At 38.4% G+C, this 21,958-nt stretch carries 15 protein-coding genes; 10 read left to right on the plus strand and 5 right to left on the minus strand.

What is annotated here, in order from left to right:
• Positions 1–45: 45 nt before the first annotated feature.
• Complete coding sequence (locus NOS7107_RS18340; protein WP_015114441.1) at positions 46–3,447, minus strand: virulence factor SrfB; 3,402 nt, start codon at positions 3,445–3,447, stop codon at positions 46–48.
• Positions 3,448–3,542: 95 nt separating this feature from the next.
• Complete coding sequence (locus NOS7107_RS18345) at positions 3,543–6,092, minus strand: dynamin family protein (RefSeq protein ID WP_015114442.1); 2,550 nt, start codon at positions 6,090–6,092, stop codon at positions 3,543–3,545.
• Between the two features lie 1,123 nt (positions 6,093–7,215).
• Between NOS7107_RS18345 and NOS7107_RS27390 the strand changes: the two genes are divergently transcribed.
• Complete coding sequence (locus NOS7107_RS27390) at positions 7,216–8,973, plus strand: ATP-binding protein (RefSeq protein WP_253274457.1); 1,758 nt, start codon at positions 7,216–7,218, stop codon at positions 8,971–8,973.
• Between the two features lie 62 nt (positions 8,974–9,035).
• Here NOS7107_RS27390 and NOS7107_RS18355 read toward each other — a convergent pair whose 3' ends face one another.
• From NOS7107_RS18355 to gloB, 3 genes are all read right to left on the minus strand, one after another.
• Positions 9,036–9,461, minus strand: a complete 426-nt coding sequence (locus NOS7107_RS18355) for a VOC family protein (protein WP_015114445.1) — start codon at positions 9,459–9,461, stop codon at positions 9,036–9,038.
• 118 nt (positions 9,462–9,579) lie between these two features.
• Positions 9,580–10,677 carry a DUF2817 domain-containing protein gene (locus tag NOS7107_RS18360; RefSeq protein WP_015114446.1) on the minus strand — a complete coding sequence of 366 codons (1,098 nt, stop codon included), beginning with the start codon at positions 10,675–10,677 and terminating at the stop codon, positions 9,580–9,582.
• A gap of 44 nt (positions 10,678–10,721) precedes the next feature.
• A complete protein-coding gene (gloB, locus tag NOS7107_RS18365; protein WP_015114447.1) occupies positions 10,722–11,495 on the minus strand; it encodes a hydroxyacylglutathione hydrolase in 774 nt (257 codons plus the stop codon).
• A 368-nt stretch (positions 11,496–11,863) separates the two neighbouring features.
• Between gloB and NOS7107_RS18370 the strand changes: the two genes are divergently transcribed.
• The 9 genes from NOS7107_RS18370 to rplI all read left to right on the plus strand — a co-directional run bounded on the left by NOS7107_RS18370 (position 11,864) and on the right by rplI (position 21,709).
• Positions 11,864–12,091: a hypothetical protein gene (locus NOS7107_RS18370; protein ID WP_015114448.1), complete on the plus strand. Its 228-nt coding sequence runs from the start codon at positions 11,864–11,866 to the stop codon at positions 12,089–12,091.
• A 344-nt stretch (positions 12,092–12,435) separates the two neighbouring features.
• Positions 12,436–13,275, plus strand: a complete 840-nt coding sequence (locus NOS7107_RS18375) for a putative nucleotide-diphospho-sugar transferase (RefSeq protein WP_015114449.1) — start codon at positions 12,436–12,438, stop codon at positions 13,273–13,275.
• Between the two features lie 26 nt (positions 13,276–13,301).
• Positions 13,302–14,468 carry a glycosyltransferase family 4 protein gene (locus NOS7107_RS18380; protein WP_015114450.1) on the plus strand — a complete coding sequence of 389 codons (1,167 nt, stop codon included), beginning with the start codon at positions 13,302–13,304 and terminating at the stop codon, positions 14,466–14,468.
• A 154-nt stretch (positions 14,469–14,622) separates the two neighbouring features.
• A complete protein-coding gene (locus NOS7107_RS18385) occupies positions 14,623–16,863 on the plus strand; it encodes an ATP-binding cassette domain-containing protein (protein WP_015114451.1) in 2,241 nt (746 codons plus the stop codon).
• Positions 16,864–16,868: 5 nt separating this feature from the next.
• A complete protein-coding gene (locus NOS7107_RS18390; protein WP_015114452.1) occupies positions 16,869–18,080 on the plus strand; it encodes a glycosyltransferase family 4 protein in 1,212 nt (403 codons plus the stop codon).
• A 40-nt stretch (positions 18,081–18,120) separates the two neighbouring features.
• Entirely contained in the window at positions 18,121–19,086 is a 966-nt protein-coding gene (locus NOS7107_RS18395; RefSeq protein ID WP_015114453.1) for a glycosyltransferase family 10, read from the plus strand.
• Between the two features lie 6 nt (positions 19,087–19,092).
• Positions 19,093–20,103, plus strand: coding sequence for an Npun_R2821/Npun_R2822 family protein (locus tag NOS7107_RS18400; protein ID WP_015114454.1), 1,011 nt, complete (start codon positions 19,093–19,095; stop codon positions 20,101–20,103).
• Between the two features lies 1 nt (position 20,104).
• Positions 20,105–21,031, plus strand: coding sequence for an Npun_R2821/Npun_R2822 family protein (locus NOS7107_RS18405; RefSeq protein ID WP_015114455.1), 927 nt, complete (start codon positions 20,105–20,107; stop codon positions 21,029–21,031).
• A 219-nt stretch (positions 21,032–21,250) separates the two neighbouring features.
• Positions 21,251–21,709 carry a 50S ribosomal protein L9 gene (rplI, locus tag NOS7107_RS18410; RefSeq protein WP_015114456.1) on the plus strand — a complete coding sequence of 153 codons (459 nt, stop codon included), beginning with the start codon at positions 21,251–21,253 and terminating at the stop codon, positions 21,707–21,709.
• The last annotated feature ends 249 nt before the right edge of the window (positions 21,710–21,958 follow it).

Genomic DNA, 21,958 nt, shown 5'->3' on the forward strand with positions numbered 1-21,958 from the left:
TTCATTACTTTGCACCTTTGCGCCTTTGCGCGAAACAATTCATTATTAATGTATTCCACAGAAGGGATCGCGTTCTTTATCTACTTCGTTAGGTTGCAATTCTAACTCGGCACGATAAACACAACCTTCTTGTTTTAAACATTCTTGACTTGTGGATGTCCAGTAGGGAACTTCGCCGGGGTGCATCCGCAGAATACCTTTGTTGTCGAGGGTGACGCGATATTGACAAGGGTAGTCTGTGGTGACATCTGGCTTACTGAGTGAACCGATGCGTATCCATTTTTTTCTATTAGTTTCTGTGTCGGTTTGATAAACGTAAAATGTGTGTTGTCTAGTGTAAGGAAATGGTGGTAAGGAATTACTAATTAAACCCTGTCCTGGTTGGGGTGAACCATCGCGGAGGTAATGGAATTCGTGGAGGGATTTGTGATCATTTGAGTCGATTTCAAAGACTAAATGATAGGCATTTGGTTGATCAACGGTTGCTGATTCGATGACGTTGACGGCTATATCACCATCAGTTAAATCTTTATTTGTTCTTTCCACGGCGATATTCCATTTTAATTTACCGTCAGCAAATAAGGTGGCTTCGGAAGCTGCTGATATTGCTGAACCGACATCAATACCGGGAACATCTATTAAGTAATGGGGGTTGCCTTGACATAGCAAGACATTAAATTGTAATGTCTGGTCAATTTCAAATTGCACTTTGATTTTTCTGAGAAACTCTGCTTCTTCCATCCCCAATTTTTCCATGAGATGTTTACCGTCAAAGCTTCCCCAAAGTCTTAAATCACCGTCTTCGTAATCTTGGCGATAAATAATATTAGTTAACTGTATCCCTTGCCAACCGGTACGTACTTTGGCGACTGTTTCCCAAGGTGCAATTTGATAAAGTTCTTGTCCGGCTTTGAATACTGTTAATAGTTCGTTACTTTGGGTTTTGCGTTTGAAGTTGCAAGGTAAGTAATAAAATAAGTTTTTAACGTCAATTTCTAATTGATTTGCGCCTTTTTGAAGCAATGTTTTAGATTCTTCAGGGTCAAATCTGAGTCGGCGTAATTTCTCGGCATAACACGCGCCTGCGGAGGTGGCGAGTTTGGTAAATTCTAAAACAAAGGTAATGCGTTCAGGGTTCCAAACGAAGTAGGGAGACTTACTAAATTCTTGATAAATATGGCGTTGTACTAAGTCTAGATTGCAAGTTTTTCCTGAGAGAATTAACCAGTCAACTTTGTGGGTGTTCCAAGCATCAATGGTGTTATCTTCTGAACGCAAGCGGCTTTCCATTAAGCCTTTAGCAATACCAATTGCTTCTTTAATGGCAGATGTGGCGACGCGTTCAAATTGTTGATTATCTAAGGTGACAGAAATAGTATCTGGGTTAAGAATTTGATATTTAATGGCGCTTTGAGTGAGGAGTTCAGCTATTTGTTGCTCAGAGATTGTAAAGGTTAAAAGTGAATTTTCTATTGGTGATTTTTGTCCGAGTTTAAGTTTAGCTGCTTCTGCATAATCCCAAAGTGTGTAAAAGGTTTGTAGGCGTTGGGGTGCTTGTTGCCAACGAGTTGGTAAGACTTTTTCGGCTGTATCTAAGGCATCTTTATAAGCTGCGTCGCCTTCGGGATTTTCTCTATCTAGGCATTTTAATAAACTGCCTGTTTTGAATTTACCTTGGTCTAGAAAACGCTCGTTTAATTCGGCACTAATTAAGTCTTCGAGTTTTTCGCTGTCGATATCGCCACGGGTGACTGCTGTTAGAAGAAAATCTGCGATCGCAACTTTTAATAACCGGAATACTCGCAGGGTAATTAGTTCACCACCCAACTGTAAATGTCCTGATGAACCTAATAGTTTGGGAGTCAGTTTATAATACCTTCCACCTAAGCCTCGGTCTTCATTATTGGCAAAGAAGGGGGTTTTATCTTCTAAGGTTAATTCAATTAAAGCTAAGTCTGTTGTGCCGCCACCAATATCTAAAACTAAGACGTTTTGTGACCATTTATTGCCATCGCGGCGACAACGGGTTTTAAACGATTCAATGCCAATATTGAGATTACCGCCAAATTCTCGCCATAGGAAAAATATCGCTACGGAAACAGCTTCATCATAAGCAGTTTGGACATCATCAATGCCTAATTGTTCGACTAATTGCCTAACTTCTTTGCGAACTACTGGCGGTGCGACTGTGGGATAGGTAACGACTGCGGTTAAAAATTCACCTTCGGAAAATCTGCGTCTAGCGCGTTGGCGATAATCTTCTGTTAATTCTATTAAATGCGCCCAAGCTGCTTGAATTAATTGATTAACATTAATGTTAGCTTCCGTCTCATTTAAGATGACTGGAAATAATCTATTTTGTCCAAAATAACGCTTGGGTGAGTGGTGAAACCGGCTGATAATTTCTTTTAAAGAACTACTGGTTCCTTGAGCAATTGCTTTTTTTCTGTTGTCTCTTGCTTCCCGTCCCATTTTCAAGTTTAATACTTCCAAGTTAGAAATTTCTAACTCGCTGGGAATTTCAGTATCACGGCGGTCAATATCAAGAACGACGGGAATTAAATTTTGGGATTCTAATGTGGGAACGCGAAAGACTTCATGATATATTTGATATAGTTTTTTGCTGGCTGCCCGTTGAAATTTTTCGCTATTACCTAAACATAATTCGATTTGACGGATTGCTTCTAAGAATTTTTCTTTGTTATCACTTTCAAAAATTTCATTTAATCGGCTGGGTTCAATTTCTAAGTTTTTACTAATATCAATAATAAATTTCTGCCACTCAATTTCGCTGATATCGGGTAATGCTTCGGAAGCGGGAGAATTGAGCCATTGGGCTAGGCGATCGCGCAATCTTAATTCCTGTTCTCGTGGTAAAATTTCAGCGATGGGGATTTCTATCGGGTCGAACAGAGTGACGGTAGAATTCGACGTACCAAAATCTAAAGCAAACCATCCGGGAAATCTTTTTTGGGGTTGGCTATGCAGTTCTTTTTCAGGCGGATTTGGTAGTTGAAAAGGATTCATAGAAATATCTGGTTTGATTATTTGCTCTTCAGGATTTGTTGGTGTCCATAAATAGCAAGCTGCTTTAATTTGCTTTGGTTCAGATAATACTGGTTCTCCTGAAAAATCGGAATCAAAATACTCAACAATTACCTGTAATGTACAGTTAATTGGCTCTGTTAAAGGTTTTTCGAGTTTACAAGGATATTGTTCTAATTGCCCGATTTGGGAAATTTTTGGTGTGACAGCATCAAATGGTTTATATGCTTTTTGAATTTGTGATGGTAATTCGTGAGGAGTACCTTTGACAGAGAAATTAATCCGTGCAATGTGGGGGACGTTGTTCCCTATAGCTACTAGTTGAATGGTGGGAAGTTCTAAATATTCGTTGTCGTTAATTTGGATTTGGAAGCGTGGTGGAAGGCGAATTTCTACTGGCATTTTTTAGTTCCTTGAATTTCTGAATAAACCGCAGATGAACACAGATGTTTTACATTTCTCTTCTCTCTGTGTTCTCTGTGTCTCTGTGGTTCAATTTAAACAATATCTAAATAAGAATTAGTGGCGATTTCTGAGAGAATATTTAACCAAGTGGGAATCGCAAGTTTCGGTGGTGAATCGCCAGCGGCTAGGTATCTCAGCAATGCTTCTTTTTTGGAAATATTTTGTAGTGTGGGAATAATTTGGTCTAAGATACCTTCTATTTCTGAGTTGACTTGTTGATTAACTTCGCTGACATACTGCACCAGATGTAAACTGGCACTAGCAGTAATTTCATCTCGCAAACGCAAGACTAACATTTGATGATGGCTGGCTCTGGGTGAATTTTGGTTTCTTTCGGGCGACCAATCAAATATTTGACCAATGTTGTGTTTTTCGTCTTGACGTGCTAACGGAAACATAATTTCAGGGGCAATTTCTTTATCTTTGCTATTAATTTCTGCGAGAATAGCTTCTTTCCATTGATTAGGGTCACAACCTAACAGTAATTTATAAAATAAATCTGCTTCTTCACCACCAAATCCCAGTTCGATTTCTTGTTCCATTTCGGGAGTAAGAATTGTTTTGAGATAGTCCCTGGATTCGGCTATTTGATTGGATAGTTTACTTAATAAATCTACCACTGCTTGGCGAATGCGATCGCGGGCAAATATTTCGACTTCTTGCACAGTTTTTTCAAAGGTGGGATAAAAATCATCACTCTTTGTCGGCAAGGTATTATTGACTTTACTTCCTCTGTCGAATAACTTCCCGGCTGCGCCTTTGGTTTCGGCAATGGTAATAGCGCCATTGTTGGCTTTGTTAAATAATAAAGTCCACTGGTTCCAGTTGAGAATTTGAAACGTAATTTCGTCTTTTACTACCTCACTAACACCTATTCCTCGGCGGTCTTTGAGTGGTTCTTTACCTAATTCTTTTTGGAAGTTGCGGTAAGTTTTATCTAAACTATCAATGGCACTCCGCAAGTCAACTAATGTGGGACTATCGAGAGTTGGGATACCTTGTTCGTGAATTTCTTCAATAATATTTTTCAGGTTTTCTTGTTGTTGACGCACACTTTCAGCAGCGCGGCGAGTATCTTCATATAGTTGCTTGAGTCCGTGCGCCGCAACGTGACTTTGAATTAATTCGCGCAGTTTGGCAATACCGCCATCTTGAGCAAAGTAACCTAGTTTTCTACCAAGTTGGCTGCGTGCATCAGATTCTAGCAACCTTTCGCTTAAACTTGACCATTTTTGTTGTAATCGTTTTGAGCGTTCAAGGTAATTAGGATAATCTAAGTTACTTAAAAATTCTGCTGAACCTGCTTTAACACTACTGGAACGTTTAGATAATTCCGCTAGTCCTAGCAGGGGTGATAACAACACAATGCGGTCTTTTTGAGTGGTGAATGCACTTGCACCATCAATAGTTGTTTGCAGAACTTTGAGTTTTTGGACAACTTTGTCCTCATATAAAGGAGTGTTGGCTGTGCTGTCTTGGATGAGTTGGTCGAGTTCTCTTTCGCCGCCTTCACTTTCTAGGGGTAGCTGGTCAAAACGACCGACACCGACAAGAATTAAATCTTTCAGGTCTTGTCCTGGTCGCTGTTGCTGCATCATGGTGAAAATTTTATTGGCGCGATCGCTCCCTGGCGATTTACCATTGAGCAAGATTAAAATTGTCTGAACTTCCGCCAATTCTCGCAGCGATAAAAACGTATCTCGCGCGCCGGAATTCGCCGCACCCAACCCCGGAAAATCTAACAAAATAAATTCAGAAGCATCTGTTACATCCCAAATTTCCCGCGAGATTTTCACTTCAATATCAACTCGCCGAATTAAGGGGAAGCTGTTTTGTAATAACTTTGTGGCTAACTTTTGGGGTGGACTGGGTAAACGGATATGCGCTGGCGGTAAGTCTGCAAACCTGAGAGTTTGGATAGCCATTGGTTGTTCTGCCAGCTGTAAACCCTCCCGTGCTGTGGCATGATCAATCTGATAGCGCCCGCTACACATCGCCTCGCCATAGGAACTATAAGCACGCACAAATAACACCAACTCTCGCAGCAAATAGCGTAACTCTAAATTATTACTCTGATTCCATGCTTGCTCACACCAAGCCAGAATATCTTTGCCAGAGTTTAACTGCGATAGTTGTATAGGCACAAGTCCCGCTGCTGCTGACCTGCGGCTGGCTTCTGCTAACATATACCGCAGGCACTCTTTCACCCCTTCATGAGAAAGATACTCAACAGTAAAATTTCCCACTTGGGTAGTAACAAATTCATCTTGTGGGATTAAGTGAATCGCTGTAACGTTCCCTGTCGTGGGGTTTTCATTGACTGGTAACGCATCTGCATATCCGATTAAGCTACCTAATAATAGAGTTTTGCCACTACTAAATTCTCCCATCACACCGATTTTCACAGGCGAAGTCGCAAGTTCTACGGTTTTCTCAGCAGTTTCTCGCAAACGTTCCAGACATTCATCCAAACTGGCTGGAACCCAGTCTTCTTGTTTAGAAGGATACTGTGGTACAGAGTTAATTTTCTGGAGTATAAATTCGCCATACTCTTTAAAATTTGCTAACTTTTCAGATTCCATACAATAGTTACCGTTAAAAATAAAATTTATGTGAGTTTTATAACATAAAAGTTGCCAGCAGATGTGATGGTGTTCCGCATTTAAGTGAGGTACATCTTGCTGGTATCAAAGACTACAATGTCCCTGATGTAATGGTGAACTGTGATATCTATTTATTGGGAATTGGTTAGCATCTGGGTATATCTGTTCTCAAGCAAATAGCTATTTATTCTGTACGAAAACTGAATAACAGTCATTTTTAACCAAAATTTAACTTTATTACCCAGAATCTCATAGCGATGAGTATAGATGCACAAATCTGCACTGCTGTACAATTATTTTTTGATAATTTTTATGTTTGAAAAACTCTCCTGTGAGCAATGTCTACAGCTTAAAAATTAGGATTTAAGCTAATTTTTAACATTACCCACCTGAACTTAATATAGCAATCCTAAATGAGTCGTGAAAAACATAGATATGGAAACGAACCGCCAAGAACACCTTCGCGTAGCGTCTCGTAGAGAAGGACGCAAAGGTAAGAAAGAAGGAAAAGATATAAAAAATTTACAAATGATTTAGGACTGCTATGGCAATCCAGTTGCTGATGTAAAATTTAATATAAAGAATTATGGCAGAAATAAAGCTGTAATTTATCGTTGCTAATCCCATTCCGCAGCTTTTTTTTGGATAAAATCTACCATTTTAAGATGACGGCTAAATCTTAAGTCGAAATATTAAAATAACTTAATCAAGTCAAAGTTTACGCTATATCAATACCAATTTTGTAGTATTTTAAAATATTTTAATTTACAAAAAATTCAATATTAGTACTTAAAAATTTAAGCATAATTGATTTTGTAGCTGCAAATTTATGTTACATTTCTATTTACGCGAAACATTATTTACCCATTAATCCGACCCACTCTTAAGATAGATGTCTTACTACAGTGATAGTATTAAAATCACAATAGTAACTATTTATTTGTTGGTGTAATTTCGCAAGATGAAAAATAAATAGTTTTTAAAATTTAAGTTAGTTTTTCAGATTTTATATCATATTCTTCTCCTTAGAAGTAGGTAGGTAAAAGTGTTCTCTGAAAGGGTGCAAAACTTAAATCATAAAATTGATAAAAGCACAAAAATAGTGCAGAAACGCAGTAAAAAAAATCCAAGCGATCGCAAGTTAATAAACATAGCATTAGCAGATGCTAATCACGAACTAGAAACAAAAGTTGATTCCCAGGTAGCAACAGAATCAAACTCATTTCCGAAAACTTCTCAAATGCAAGCAATTTGGCAGATGCTTGCAGATATATACTTTCGGATTGATCCCCAAGGTATTATTTTAGAATATCAATCAAGCAAAACATATAATTTAATTAACCCATCAAGCATAGTTCCTGGTAAGCAATTACTAGAGTGTTTACCAAAATCTCTTGTCATCCGCTTTCATCAAGCAATCAATCAAGTTTTGCAAACTCAAGCTGTAGTCAGTTTTACATATAGTTTAGATTTAGGAGAAAGTAAGGCACATTTTGAAGCCCGATTATTACCCTCAGAATCACAAGAAATTATCGTACTTGTGCGTGATATCACCCAAACAGTACAAGCAGCTTTTATTGAGTGTGGTGATAATTTTCGGACTATTGTTGAAAATGCCAACAATATTATTTTTTCGCTCACCCCTGATGGTTGCTTTTCTTATGTATCTTCCAACTGGACTGAGATTTTAGGCCATGAAGTAGCAGAAGTTGAAGGTCAGCCTTTTGCGGGCTTTGTACATCCAGAACATTTATCAACTTGTGTAGATTATTTCACCACAGTTTTCACCACAGGTCAACAGCAAGACGCAATTGAATATCGTGTGAAACATAAAAATGGTAATTGGCAATGGCATAGTTGCTACTTATCAGCCATCAAAGATGCCACTGGTAATATTATTTACTTTGTTGGTATTTGCCACGATATTACAGTTCGCAAACAAGAAGAACTACGGCGACAGCGTACAGAAAAAGCTTTAAGAAAATCAGAAGCCAAGTTTCGCGCTAAAACTCAACAACTAGAAGAAGCGCTGCGACAATTGCAACAAACTCAGGCTCAACTGATTCAGTCAGAAAAAATGTCCAGTTTGGGACAATTGGTAGCAGGTATTGCTCACGAAATCAATAACCCTGTAAATTTCATTTATGGCAATGTGAAATATGCCAACGATTATGTCCAAGATTTATTACATTTAATTGAACTTTATCAGCAATACTTTTACCCGCCAGCACCAGAAATTCACCAGCAAATTTATGCAGTTGATTTAGATTTTATCCGCCAAGATTTGCCTAAAGTCTTAGATTCAATGAATAGTGGAGCAGAACGCATTCGTCAGATTGTTTTGTCTTTACGCAATTTCTCACGGGTTGATGAAGAGGGCATGAAACTAGCGAATATCCACGAAGGTATAGATAATGCGCTGCTACTATTGCAAAATCGCCTGAAATTTCAACCACAATCTCCAGAAATTGAGGTGATTAAAGAGTATGGTGATTTACCACAGGTGATGTGCAATCCTGGACAGATAAATCAGGTATTTATGAGCTTGTTAACAAATGCCATTGATGCTCTAGAAGAAGTCACCATTTCCAATCCACAAATTCAGATTCGCACCTACTTGCAAGTAGACGATCGCATCACTATTAGTATTACTGACAACGGGCCAGGAATCAATGAAAAAATCCGCGATCGCATCTTTGACCCCTTCTTTACCACTAAAGCTGTAGGTAAAGGTACAGGTATGGGATTATCAATTAGCTATCAAATTATCGTTAAAAAGCACCGTGGGGAATTACATTGTATTTCCACAATAGGAGCAGGAACTGAGTTTTTAATTAGCATACCCACACTAGTAGAATAAGGCAAAAGGAATAATATTTAGTTGATTAAGCTTTTACCTATTTTAAGATTGTAGCTTTACGCTTATTGTTGTGCTTGGGCGATCGTCAAAGTCAAACTAACTTCCTGACCATAGGCAACCTCAAGTTGATAACCATCAGGATCACGGATAAAAGCCCAGTAACCAACGGGAGAACCCCAATCATGCGGGCCTTCTTGCAATAAACCTTCTGATTTCGCCTCATTACAAAGATAATCTACTTCCTCACGGCTTTGACAGGCTACACCAAGATGAAACCCAGATGAAGGTTGACATTGTGATTGATCTAATTGCAGTAACACAATCACAAATGGTCGAGTTAAATCGCTAATCCAAGCAACTTCAAATTGATTAGTTTCATCGGTGCGACGATGTACCACTTTCATTCCAGCATACTTCTGATAAAAAGCGATGCTTTTATCGATGTCGGTGACTCCCAGCGCAATATGAGTAAAGCCAATATCTGCCATTATTTGTTTCCTGAACGCATCAAAAATATAACTTTGGGGCTAACTTATCAATTCTCTCTGTGCTTCTGCGACTCTGCGTGAACCTGAAACATTTTTCAATGCAAAGGTAAACAGAGTTTTAAATAACTTCTGTAGGAAAGCAAACCTCGATCGCTTTTTCGACTAAATCAAGACCTCTACACACCACCATATTCCGCCAAGTCATATCTGCTGGTGCAAACACTTCTGCCAATCTTTGGCGCGTCCATTTTTTAGAAGGGTGTTCTGGCAAAGAATAGAAATGGGCGCGATTTTCTGCCCGTAAGGCTTCTACTACTTGAATAACTGGGTAAGTACCAAACTCAGCCGTGAGAAACTTGTAATTACATTGGGGAAACATCGCCTGACACCAAGTTCCTAAACCCCCACGAAATTTATACATCTTCCCGTCTGGTTGATAAGGTTCGACGACATCAGCACCAAACTTTTCGATTAACCATTGGGCTGATGCTGAATCTGAAAGGTCATTAATAAACAGTTTATAAGTCGCTTTTTTACCTAAACCAGTGTGTAAATCAATATGCAGAACATTTTTGGCATTACCAATCCATCGAGGAAGATGAGCCGCTAATATTTGATATGTTTTTGATGGTCTGTTTCCACCAAAAAATAGCCCTTGAGGAAAGTCGTATTGACCTACAGGTAAGGTATTGATTAAAGAATTAATGCCGTGACGGAAAATAGTAGCGATCGCTTTCATCAAAAACGGTTCAAAAGGCGATGGCGGTGAAGTAGGGTTAAAGAACGTATCCAAGTCCCCGTACTTTTCAGGACTACCTGTATATTCCTCATGGGGTAGTAGGAAATTACGGTTAAGATCAATATTTTCCTCATTCCCACGCCTTCCCCAGGCAAAACCATAGGGATTTAAAGCGTGTAACAACACCAAAGCTGTTCTTGGGCTGGGACTCCAACCAATCAAACGTTCTTCTAACAACGCACATTGAACAGCAGAACCAAAAAAACCCTCAACCCCATGCAAGCCACTAGAAACAACCAAAATTTGCTCAGGTTGGGAGGTTCCTAATATTGCCACATCAATAGTTAAATCCTCTTCATCGGGGCCTGTTTGGTCAATAGAATATGTTTCTAATTGGCAACCCAATGCTTGTGCTGCTGCACAGAAACGGTATCTTGCAGTAGCGTAGTTTGGACTGAAGCCAGAAGCGTAAGACATGGGAAATAGGGGCAGCGAGGTGAATAACTAATGATCAATGGTCATTAAAACCTGTCTTTCATTCCCCGAATGCGGGCGAATGTTTGCACTGCATCATTACTGTTGGCGGCTAATTGTAGGGATGGTTGTTCCCAACGCAAAAATGGATTGGTACGCTTTTCCACTCCCAATAAAGAAGGGACGGTGGCTTTTCCCTGAGTGCGAAAAGTCTTGACTTCTGCATAGCGCTGTTGTAAGTCAGTATTCTCACCATCAACAGTGAGGGCAAATTGTAAATTCTTTAAGGTATATTCGTGGGCGCACCAGACATGGGTATTATCTGGCAGGGAACGAAGTTTTTCTAAAGATGACACCATTTGTGTAGGTGTACCTTCAAATAAGCGACCACAACCACCTGCGAATAAAGTATCGCCACAAAATAATTCTCCTGGTTCGTCTGCTGTGTGGGGTGGGAAGTAGTAAGCAATATGGGCGCGGGTATGGCCGGGAACGAAGATGACCTCAGCCGGGCGATCGCCAAAAGAAATGCGATCGCCTTGTTGCAGAAACACCTGCTGTCCGGGAATTCTCCCTTTATCTTCAGCACCACCATACACAGTCAGTTTAGGAAAGCGTTGCATTAACTGCTGATTACCACCTACATGGTCATGATGATGGTGAGTGTTGAAAATCGCTACTAACACGGCATTGAGTTCTGCAAGTTTGCTGAACACTGGGTCTGCTTCTGCTGGATCGACAACGGCGGCAATATTTTGTTGCGTATTGTGTAGTAAGAATATGTAGTTATCTGAGAGTGCCTCAAGACGGAGTACCCGCATTTCCCCTTAACTCCCTTATATTAATGAATTCTTGGTATTTTTGAGATACCGTAAACTTTTGGTTTTATTTATTCTAGCGGGTAAACTGCATCAAGCATGTTAATCTACAACCGTGTTAATACTGAAAGCAACATAAAAATTCATCAAAAACAGTTATTTTTATCAGTAAAAATCCTCTGGGAGTATATATAAATCCGCAGTTAGATTTATTGTGTTCTTTTTAGTTCTAAAAATAGCTAAAAAAACTGTTACAACGGGTGTAAATATTTGCTGGTAGCTACCAAAACTTATCTTGAGCTTGGGTGCATTTATCTATAACTTTAGTAAGCAAATATTACTGTGATTTGTTACATTCTTCAGGAGAGATAATGAGCGATCGCCCGTCTATCTACATCAGTGTTGATAGTCAATCAGAAATTGCTATTAAAAAAATAGTAGATAAAATAATTTCATCAGGAAAGCTGAGTCGTCAAGACCATGCGTTACTACTTTCTCAAGTATTTGCTGATGATCTCATCAACGATAGAGTTCGTCGCCAGCTTAACCGCATCCTCGATCAGATTCAAACCGGGCAGTTAAAATTAATCGACTGGTAAGGCGTGATTTCCTATTTAATTTATCATCAATAGTATCACTCATTCCTATCTTGTGTATTATGATGATCTAGATAGCAAGATTCATCATCTATAAGCGTATCTATGTTTTTTCAAAAAAATAGAACCTCTACAATAACATCAAGTACACCCATATAATATTGCCCAAACATCTATCTGGCATAATCTATATAATTCATGTCAAAGAAGCATTTTATAGATATTCAAAAATATGAATAAAAGTTTAACTTGACAATATTTTGTAAATTTCAACCAATCTTCAAGGCTTTTGATCGCCGCGAACAGCCGATTAACAATGTTTATGAATATATACTAATAATTATTTTATGAAAGAAACTAGAGGATTTATTACCATCTTAACTGGATTGTATTCTTTTCAAGACTGCATTCATTTTTTAGCAGCAATCCGCAAATTTCATCACGAACCAATAATTGTTTTAATTGATCAGGTTCCGCCAATTTTATATCCTTTTTTAAAAGCATTTAAAAATGTGATTCTCAAGCCAGCACCAAAGCAGGAAAATCCAGTATTAGCTTCAAGACTGGCTAAAGTCTCTTTATATAATGCGTCAGAATTTGATAAAACAATTTTTTTAGATTCAGATATTTGCTTATTAACCAATATTAATGATGTCTTTGAATCTTTAGATGAATTTGACTTATTGTTAACTGAAGATGTCCAACCAGATATATCAAAAGCTACTAATTTACTGCGTGGTAGTCAACAAGAAAACTTAGATAAAGTTTTACAAACGCTTCAATCTGTAGGCTTCCCACTCCAAGAAAACGATATTCAATATAATAGCGGTTTAATTGCCTTTCGGAAAACTGAAGAAACCAAGAAATTATTTAGTGAATTTCAAAGATATTTTGAAATTATCACTGAACATCAAGATAAATTATTATTACGAGATCAAGGAGCTTTTGCTACTGCGATCGCCACAGTTAAACCTAAAATGAAAGTCTTACCACCTACGTATAATTTTTTGAGTAAGTGGAAAGATACTTACAAAATTGATCAAGAAATTAAAGTATTACACTGTACCTATCCTTACCGACCTCAGTATGCTAAAAATATTACTCGTTCCTTGTACACGAGAATATTTGATAAACTCGCTCATTTCTTTTTGCCTGATCAAGTAACAAATCCCTGGCGACAGAAATAATTTATCTTCAAGGAATATGATTAATAATGAAAGATAAACCCAAAATATCCATACTGGTTTGGAACTTATCAACTAATGATGGTTTTATTCGAGCTTCACTTTTAGAAAAAGCCTTACATAAATTAGATTGTGAAGTAGAAATTATCGGTTTTTTATTTGACAAAGAATTATATCGAGCGATTCCTTCAGAGGCTCAATTAAAAACTGTTGAAGGTGGTAACTATCCTGGATTTTTTAAATCCATCAACAAAATTTTAAAATTAATTGATGGCGATATCATTTACGCAATTAAGCCACAAGTAGCCAGCTTTGGAATTGCACTAATCAAGAAATTATCTAATAAAAAACCAGTAATTGTAGACATAGATGATTGGGAACTTAGCTGGTATGGTGGCGATGCTTGGCAATATAAACCATCACTTAAGCAATTAGCCAAAGACATACTCAAAAAAGACGGTGTTTTAAGAATTCCCCACCATCCTTTATATATTAAATGGATGGAAAATTTGATTAAACATGCCGATGCTATCACAACACATACTAGCTTTTTGCAAAAGCGGTTTGGGGGAATTTCTGTGCCTAACGGCAAAGATACCGCTTTATTTGATCCAGCTAAATATCAGCCTGAAGAAAGTAGAAATCGTTATGGTTTATCTGAATATCGCATCTTAATGTTTCCTGGCGCACCTAGACCTTATAAAGGGCTAGAAGATGTTTTGATTGCTTTAGATAAACTGAATCAACCAGACCTAAAACTCGTAATTGTCGGTGGCAGTCCCTACGATAATTATGATGAAGAACTCCGGCAAAAATGGGGACAGTGGATTATCAAATTGCCCAACTATCCCGCTGATGTGATGCCTGATGTGGTGGCTGCGGCTCATGTTATAGTTGTTCCCCAGCGAGACACTCCCGAAACGCGGGCGCAATTCCCGCTGAAACTGACAGATGGTATGTCAATGGCTAAACCTGTATTATCCACAAAAGTTGGTGATATTCCTGAAATTTTAGGTGACACAGGTTATTTAGTTGAACCTAGTTGTCCTGAGCAAATTGCCGAGCAAATTCAACTCATTTTTCAAGATTTAGATGCTGCCAATGAACGCGGCAGAAAATCAAGAGAAAGGTGTGTGGAAAAATATAGTATCGAAGCGATGGCAGCCACTCTCAAGTCAGTAATTGCGCGGTTGTAAACTGGATTTTTAAATGATAGGCTAATGCCCGTCTCATGATAATTTTTCATGAAAAAAAGCCAATTTAAAAATATTTGTTTGAGGATTAGCTGGTTTGGTAATTAATTGGTGAATAATATTGTATTGAGCATATAGAAAATTTGATAAATCCGCAATGTCTACCAAGCAGCTACTAGTAAGATTTGCCAAACCCTATCCAGGTTTAATTCTGCTGACTATAGTCTTGGGATTTTCTGGAGCCTTGTTTAATGGTGTCAGCACAGCTTTAATTGTGCCGGTTATTTTAAAAATTGTCGGGCAAGATGTTGATTTAACTAAAGCTCCAGCAATTCTCAAAAAAATCATGACTCCCTTTGATGGGGTACCAGATAATTACCGCATATTAGTCATGGCTGGGGTAATTATATTAGTAATTATTTTAAAGAATTTAGCTACCTATTCTAGCTCATTAGTATCTAATTCTTTGACGCGTATGTTGATGTCAGATATGCGCGAAGCCGGATTAAAATTATTACTAGAAATTGACATAGATTATTACGCCAAGATGAAAGTTGGTGATTTAATCAACCGTCTTGGAGGAGAAATTGGGCGCTCCGCTACAGCGATTGGTAACACATTTAAATTAGCTATTTTAGGGATTACAATTTTAGTCTTTATTGGTTTATTGCTATCAATTTCTTGGCAGTTAACCCTGGCTTCTACCGCTTTATTATCTTTAGTGACATTGGTAAATCAGTATGCCATTGCCCGTGCCAAAAAATTTGGTAAGCAGCTAACCGAAATGTCGAAAGCTTATTCGATTTCTATGTTAGAGACGCTCAATGGTATTCGGTTAGTTAAATCAACAGGTAATGAAGGCACAGAATATCACAGAATTCAAAAATTAATTCGGGAACGGGAAAAAGCCGATTTCCAATCTCAGGCTAATTCAGAAATCATCGCACCTTTGAGTGAGATTATGGGAATTAGCGCTTTAATTGTGATTGTATTTTTAAGTAAAACTTTCTTTGCAAATCAAATTGCTTCTCTTTCGGCAGTATTACTCACATATTTATTAATTTTGTTGCGACTGCTACCATTAATTTCCCAGTTAAATGGACTACGGAGTAGTTTTGCCAGTACCAGCGCTAGTGTCGAAGCAGTCACAGATTTTTTAAGGTTAGATGATAAGCCTTTTATGTCCAAAGGTGAAATTATCTATACCCAATTAAAAGAAGGAGTGCATTTTAATTGCATTTCCTTTGCTTATCCTGGCCATGAAAAATTAGTTCTCAGAGATGTGGATTTATTTTTACCCCGTGGTACGACTTTAGCGCTAGTTGGTGGTTCTGGCGCGGGTAAATCAACTGTTGCTGACCTTTTACCGCGATTTTATGACCCCATCGCCGGCAGTATTCACCTAGATGGTACAGATTTGCGGAAATTTGATATCACATCTGTACGTAAGAGAATGGGAATTGTTAGTCAAGATACCTTTCTCTTTAATAATTCTGTTAAGAATAACATCGCCTACGGACGACCAGAAGCAACGGAAGATGAAATCATTAGCGCCGCCAAGCGGGCGAATGCCTACGAGTTTATCAGCAAATTACCTCAAGGATTTGAAACCTTAATTGGCGATCGCGGCGTAATGTTATCGGGGGGACAAAGACAAAGATTAGCGATCGCCCGCGCCTTGCTGCAAAATCCCGAAATTCTGATTTTAGATGAAGCAACCAGCGCCTTAGATACGGTTTCCGAACGTTTAGTCCAAGAAGCATTGGATGATTTAAGCCGCGATCGCACCACCCTAGTCATCGCCCACCGTCTTTCCACAGTCCAAAAAGCCGATCAAATCGCCGTCCTCGATCAAGGACGAGTGGTGGAAGTTGGAACCCACGTAGAACTGTTACAAAAAGGTGGTTATTATTCTCGCCTGTATACGATGCAGTTTGGCGATCGCCCAGATGATAGCGCTCAACAACATCAAAGTTTAACTCGCATTTCCCACGAAATTCGCACCCGTCTCAACTCAATGATTGGTGTGTTGGGGTTACTCATAGATGATTTAATCGATAATTCCCAAGAACAGCAAGAATTAATCGAAGAATCTTATAAATCTGCTTTGAGAATTATCACCACAATTGATATTTTTCAAGACATTTTGAAAATGCAAATTCAAGAGCGATTTCTCTCTTCCACAGAAGCCAATCAAAACCTCAATCATCGATATCAACGCTTTAATTTGATGTTTTCTGAGTTTCGTGACTGTTTAAACATTAGCTTGAACAATCTGCGTTCCCTTTCAGAAACTGCCATTTACACTCCTGAAGAACAACATCAATTGATTACAAATGCTTATAATTCTGCCATTGAACTGATCGATAAATTAGAAAAATTTGAAGACAAAATATAATTTTTATGAAAAACCCTAGTTTACAAAAAAACTATAGCTTCTTTCTCACCGAAGAATTACCCAAACCAGACGCTTATTACGTCCAGGCGGCTAACGCTGCCAATGGAGCCGCAAACTTAGGTTGTCCTACAGTTTTGATTTACCCCCAAAAAGGTTGGGAAGCAATGAACCCAATTCATTTATTACAGCCTTTTCAACCAGAAAAGCCGCCAGAAAGCGTTATTAAATATTACAACCTCCAAGATAAATTACAAGTCGCTCGGCTACCAATGCCTTGGCCTATTGATTATTTTAAAAATAAATTTACTAATTCTAAAACCATCGCTACAAAGTATTATTTTCCCTTTTATATTCGGTCAACTACCAAAATTGTCCATGCCTGGAATTGGAATTTTATCAAAGCAGCAATTCAAAATGGTGTACCCGCAATTTATGAGCATCACCACCATGAAGATAAGCAATTTGAACCAGCAATAGTCAATCATCCATTATTTCAAGTGGCTGTGACAGTGGCAGATACCGTCCGCGAAAGCATGATTAAACATGGAATGCCACCTGAAAAACTAATTAAAATCCACAATGGCTTCAATCGCTTATTTATGCAGAGACAGCCCGAACAAGCAGCAGCATGGCGAGAAAAACTTTTACAAAATCAACGATCGCATTTAGTAGTTTATGCCGGAGCATTACAACAATTTAAAGGCATTGATATATTAATTGATGTCGCCCAACAAATGCCCCATGTGCAGTTTGCCTGTGCTGGTGGTAAACAAACGGAAGTCGCACATTATCAAAAATTAGCCCAAGCCAAACAAACTGATAATATTTGTTTCTTGGGTCATGTTTTACATGATGAATTAGCACCTTTATTACAAGCAGCCGATATTTTGGCTCATCCCCATTGTTCGGGACAAGCTGCTACTTTTACTTCACCCTTAAAACTATTTGATTATTTAGCTTCGGGAAATCCAATTGTGGCAACAGAAATTCCCTCATTAATAGACTTTAAAGATACTGTAGCGATCGCAGCTTGGTGTGAACCAGATAACCCTGTTAAATTTGCCGCAGCCCTCCAACAAGTTTTAGCAACTCATCCCAAAAAAATTGATGGTTATCCCGAAACAATAGAATTTGTCAAACAATTTTCTTGGGAGAATCGCGCTGCCAAAATTCTTAGTTATGTTGATGAATCTTATCGCCCTCAACTTGTAGCTTAATCCAGCAATTGTAATAAATCACCCAAAATTAAGAAATCAAATGCAAATCACAAAAGTTGGTATGATTAGCAGCTATAAAGCCTTAAAGACTCAAGGCGATTGGCTGTGGCAACAAACACCTCATCCTTTTGGAGTTTGGCAAAACATCCAAATTCAGGCATTAGCTAGTAAGCCTGAGTTTTTATTAATGTATCAGTTTGATTTTCCCCACATACTGAAAAAGCCCAAAGAAACCTGGTTAAGTCGTTTACAAAAAAAACAGCGATCGCCAGAAGTAGATATTAACTCTTTACTCCGGGGAGTTAGCAAAGAAAAAATCATTTACCTCATGCGAGAACCGCCTTTAGATGAGGTAGTAGGAAAACATAAAAAAGTTTATCAAACAGCACAAGAATATTGTGGCTATGTTTCTGGCCCCGATGATTTTGCACCAATTCCTGAATATATGCCAGCTATTTGGTATCACAGCAACTCATTTAAAGATTTAAACGAAATGCCGCCTCCAGAAAAAGTTGCTCCCTGTAGTTGGATTACTTCAGGAATTAATCGTACCGCCAATCATCGCCAACGGTTAAGTTTTTTGCAATCGATGCAATCAAGCAACATTAAATTTGATTTGTATGGGCGGGACTTACCTGCATCAGCAAAATCCCAGGGTGAGCTTGGTAATAAATGGTATGGCATGGCTCCGTATTATTACAATCTGGCAATTGAAAACTATGCAGATAATAATTGGTATGTGAGTGAAAAACTTTGGGATGCTCTACTAGCGTGGTGTTTGCCAATATACTATGGTGGACCAGCTGCGGATAAATTATTACCACCTGGGAGCTTTTTAAGATTACCCAGCTTGGATGAAAAAGGCATCGCTTATATTCAAGAAGTAACTGCTACTCCTGATGCTTGGTATGCAGCTAAAGATGCGATCGCGGAAGCTCGTCAAATAATTCTGCACAAATTAAATCTGCTTAATTGGTTGGCAAATTTTGTGAAAAATAATGGATAAAACTGTATGACAAATGGCATCTATACTTTGGCTAATGATTATGTCTACAACCAACTTGTAGCCTTACTCAATAGCATCGAAGTTAATGCCGGCGATGTGCCGGTATGCGTGATTGCTTATAACGATCAAATAGATTTAGTCCGTGCCGAAGTTGCATCCCGAAAAAATGTCACGCTTTTAGAAGATCCAGAAATTTTCGCGCGATGGGAAGAATTTTCTCATCGTGTTTGGCAATCTCATCCCACAGCGATTGAAACTTGGCAAGCTAAAGGCATTCAAAAATTTTATCGAGTTGGTGAAAATCGTCGTTACTGTGCATTTGATCCAGGGAGTTATTTTGAAAAATTCATCTATTTGGATGCTGATACATTAGTCATGCAGCCCTTAGATTTTGTCTTTGACAAGTTAGATGAATATGATTTTGTCGCCTACGATTTTCAATATAAAGACCCTGCTCATATCTTTAAAGTGTCATCGCCAAAGCTGTATGAAGTATTTAGCCAAGAGCGGATTGAATCAGAAATTTTCTGCTCTGGTTTTTATGCTTCTAAACGAGGTGTATTTCCCCCAGAACAAAGAGAATGGTTACTCACGCAATTAAATAACGGCGACTCAGAAATTTTATATATGGGCGCTCCTAACCAGTCTGTACTGAATTATATGCGAATGAAGAGTAATGTATCTTATTACAACTTTGCTCTGAATTTACCAGAAAATAAATTAACTGGTTGTTGTGCTAATTCACCGCATTTCGTCAATCAAGCTGATGTTCTCTATGATAAAGGGAATAAATTAACATTTCTGCATTATATTGGCTTATCTTCTAAACTATTTAATCGCCTTTGTGCTGGAGAAAATGTTGATTTTCCCTATAGAGATATTTTCTTGCACTATCGTTATCTAAAAGCACCAGAACAGCGACCAAAATTTACCACTAAACCCAAAGCTTATAATGCTCCTCCGAGTTTAGGTAAACGAATTCTCAAAAAATTAGGCTTGGCAGTAGGAGGTAAATAAGATGAGTCAGGGAATTTATATTTTTGCGAATGATAAAGTTACAGATCATGCGATCGCTCTGTTGAATAGTATCCGCTTAACAGATCCGGATATCCCTATTGTCATGATTCCATATAATGAAAACTATCACAATATAGCTGCAATACTTAATCAACATTATGGCGTGCAGCTATATGAAGATTTAGAGTTCATTAATCATCTTTCCCAAAAGTTATTTGACATTTTTGGCGGACAATTTTTTGCCAGTCCGAATAAACTCCGTAAACCAGCTTGTTGGTTTGGGCCTTTTGATGAATTTTTGTACATTGATACCGATGTTGTAGTTTTTGAAAAACTCAGTAATAACTTTAATTATTTAGCAGAATACGACTTTATTTGTTGCGATTATCAACATTTGGGCGGAATAAAAAATGTGTTTAGTCCTCATGTGGTAGAAGCACAAATATTTACTCAAGCTGAAACCAAAGATATTTTTAATAGTGGTTTTTGGGGTTCCAAGAAAAATATTTTTTCTGAACAAGATTTATACGACACCTTTGCAGAGTGTGCCGCCCATCCAGAATATTTTGACTTTAGCGAAAAAGTTTCTGATCAACCAATTCTCAACTATCTCCTGCTGAGAAGAATTCCGCGTCGCTTTAACATTGTACGTCGCCCTGAGAAAGCCCCAGGAAATTGGGCTGGTAGCCCCCAGTTCCAACAACAAGGTCAAATTCTCATTGACCCAACAGTTAATCAACCTCTACAATTTCTGCACTGGGCTGGGATTCACATTCAACCAGGCTGTCCTTATTGGGAAATTTGGGAACATTACCGCAATTTGAATCTAGCTATCCCACCAGCCGCAATTCCCGCCCTGCCAAAACAGAGTCAATGGGAAACAACATTTAAGACAGTCAAAAAACAAGTTCGCAAAATCTTCACTTAAACCAACAAAGTCAAAAACCCTTGCTAATCTCAATTTTTATTCTTTTGACTTTTGACTTTTGACTTTTGACTTACTAAACAGTTGCGATCGCCCCCCACCTTTCGCTAGGATCTGTAAGCTTTAGGGTATAGACAAAGCTGCTTGGGATACAGTTACACTCATGTAGGCTGTCCTGCTGCAACCCAAGTTATTGAGATTTTACAGGAAAAACAGAAAAAAATGGCGAAACGCGTACAGTTAGTTTTGACTCAAGATGTCAGCAAGTTAGGCAAATTAGGCGACTTAGTAGAAGTAGCTCCTGGCTATGCTCGAAATTACCTCGTTCCCAAGAGTTTGGCAACCCGTGCTACTCCTGGTATTCTCAAGCAAGTAGAACGCCGTCGGGAACAAGAGCGTCAACGGCAATTAGAACTCAAGCAACAAGCCTTAGAACAAAAAGCTGCTTTAGAAAAAGTTGGCAGCTTGAAAATTGCCAAGCAAGTTGGTGAAAACGAAGCAATCTTCGGTACTGTTACCAGCCAAGATGTCGCAGATGCAATTCAAGCAGCTACCAACCAAGAAGTTGACCGTCGTGGAATCACCATCCCCGATATTGGCAAACTGGGTACTTACAAAGCAGAAATTAAGTTGTTCTCAGACGTAACAGCGCAAATTGACGTTGAAGTCGTTGCTAGTTAGTGTGTTTTGAGGTTTTGACCTAAGTAGCTCAAAGTTATTGTAGTTATTGTAGGTTGGGTACAGGCGCACAAGGGTATTTGTAGAGACACACTAAATCTATGTTGCGCCGTAACCCAACACCAAATCATCATATTTTGAAAGAATATTTCAATAAGTAAAATAATTACAAAATTTTGCGGTTTTTTTCATAGCAATTGTTGGGTTCCACTACCCTACATTAAGCCACCCAATCTATGGAAGAAACTATGC

This window comes from Nostoc sp. PCC 7107, assembly GCF_000316625.1.
In the GTDB taxonomy this organism is placed as follows: Bacteria; Cyanobacteriota; Cyanobacteriia; order Cyanobacteriales; family Nostocaceae; genus Nostoc_B.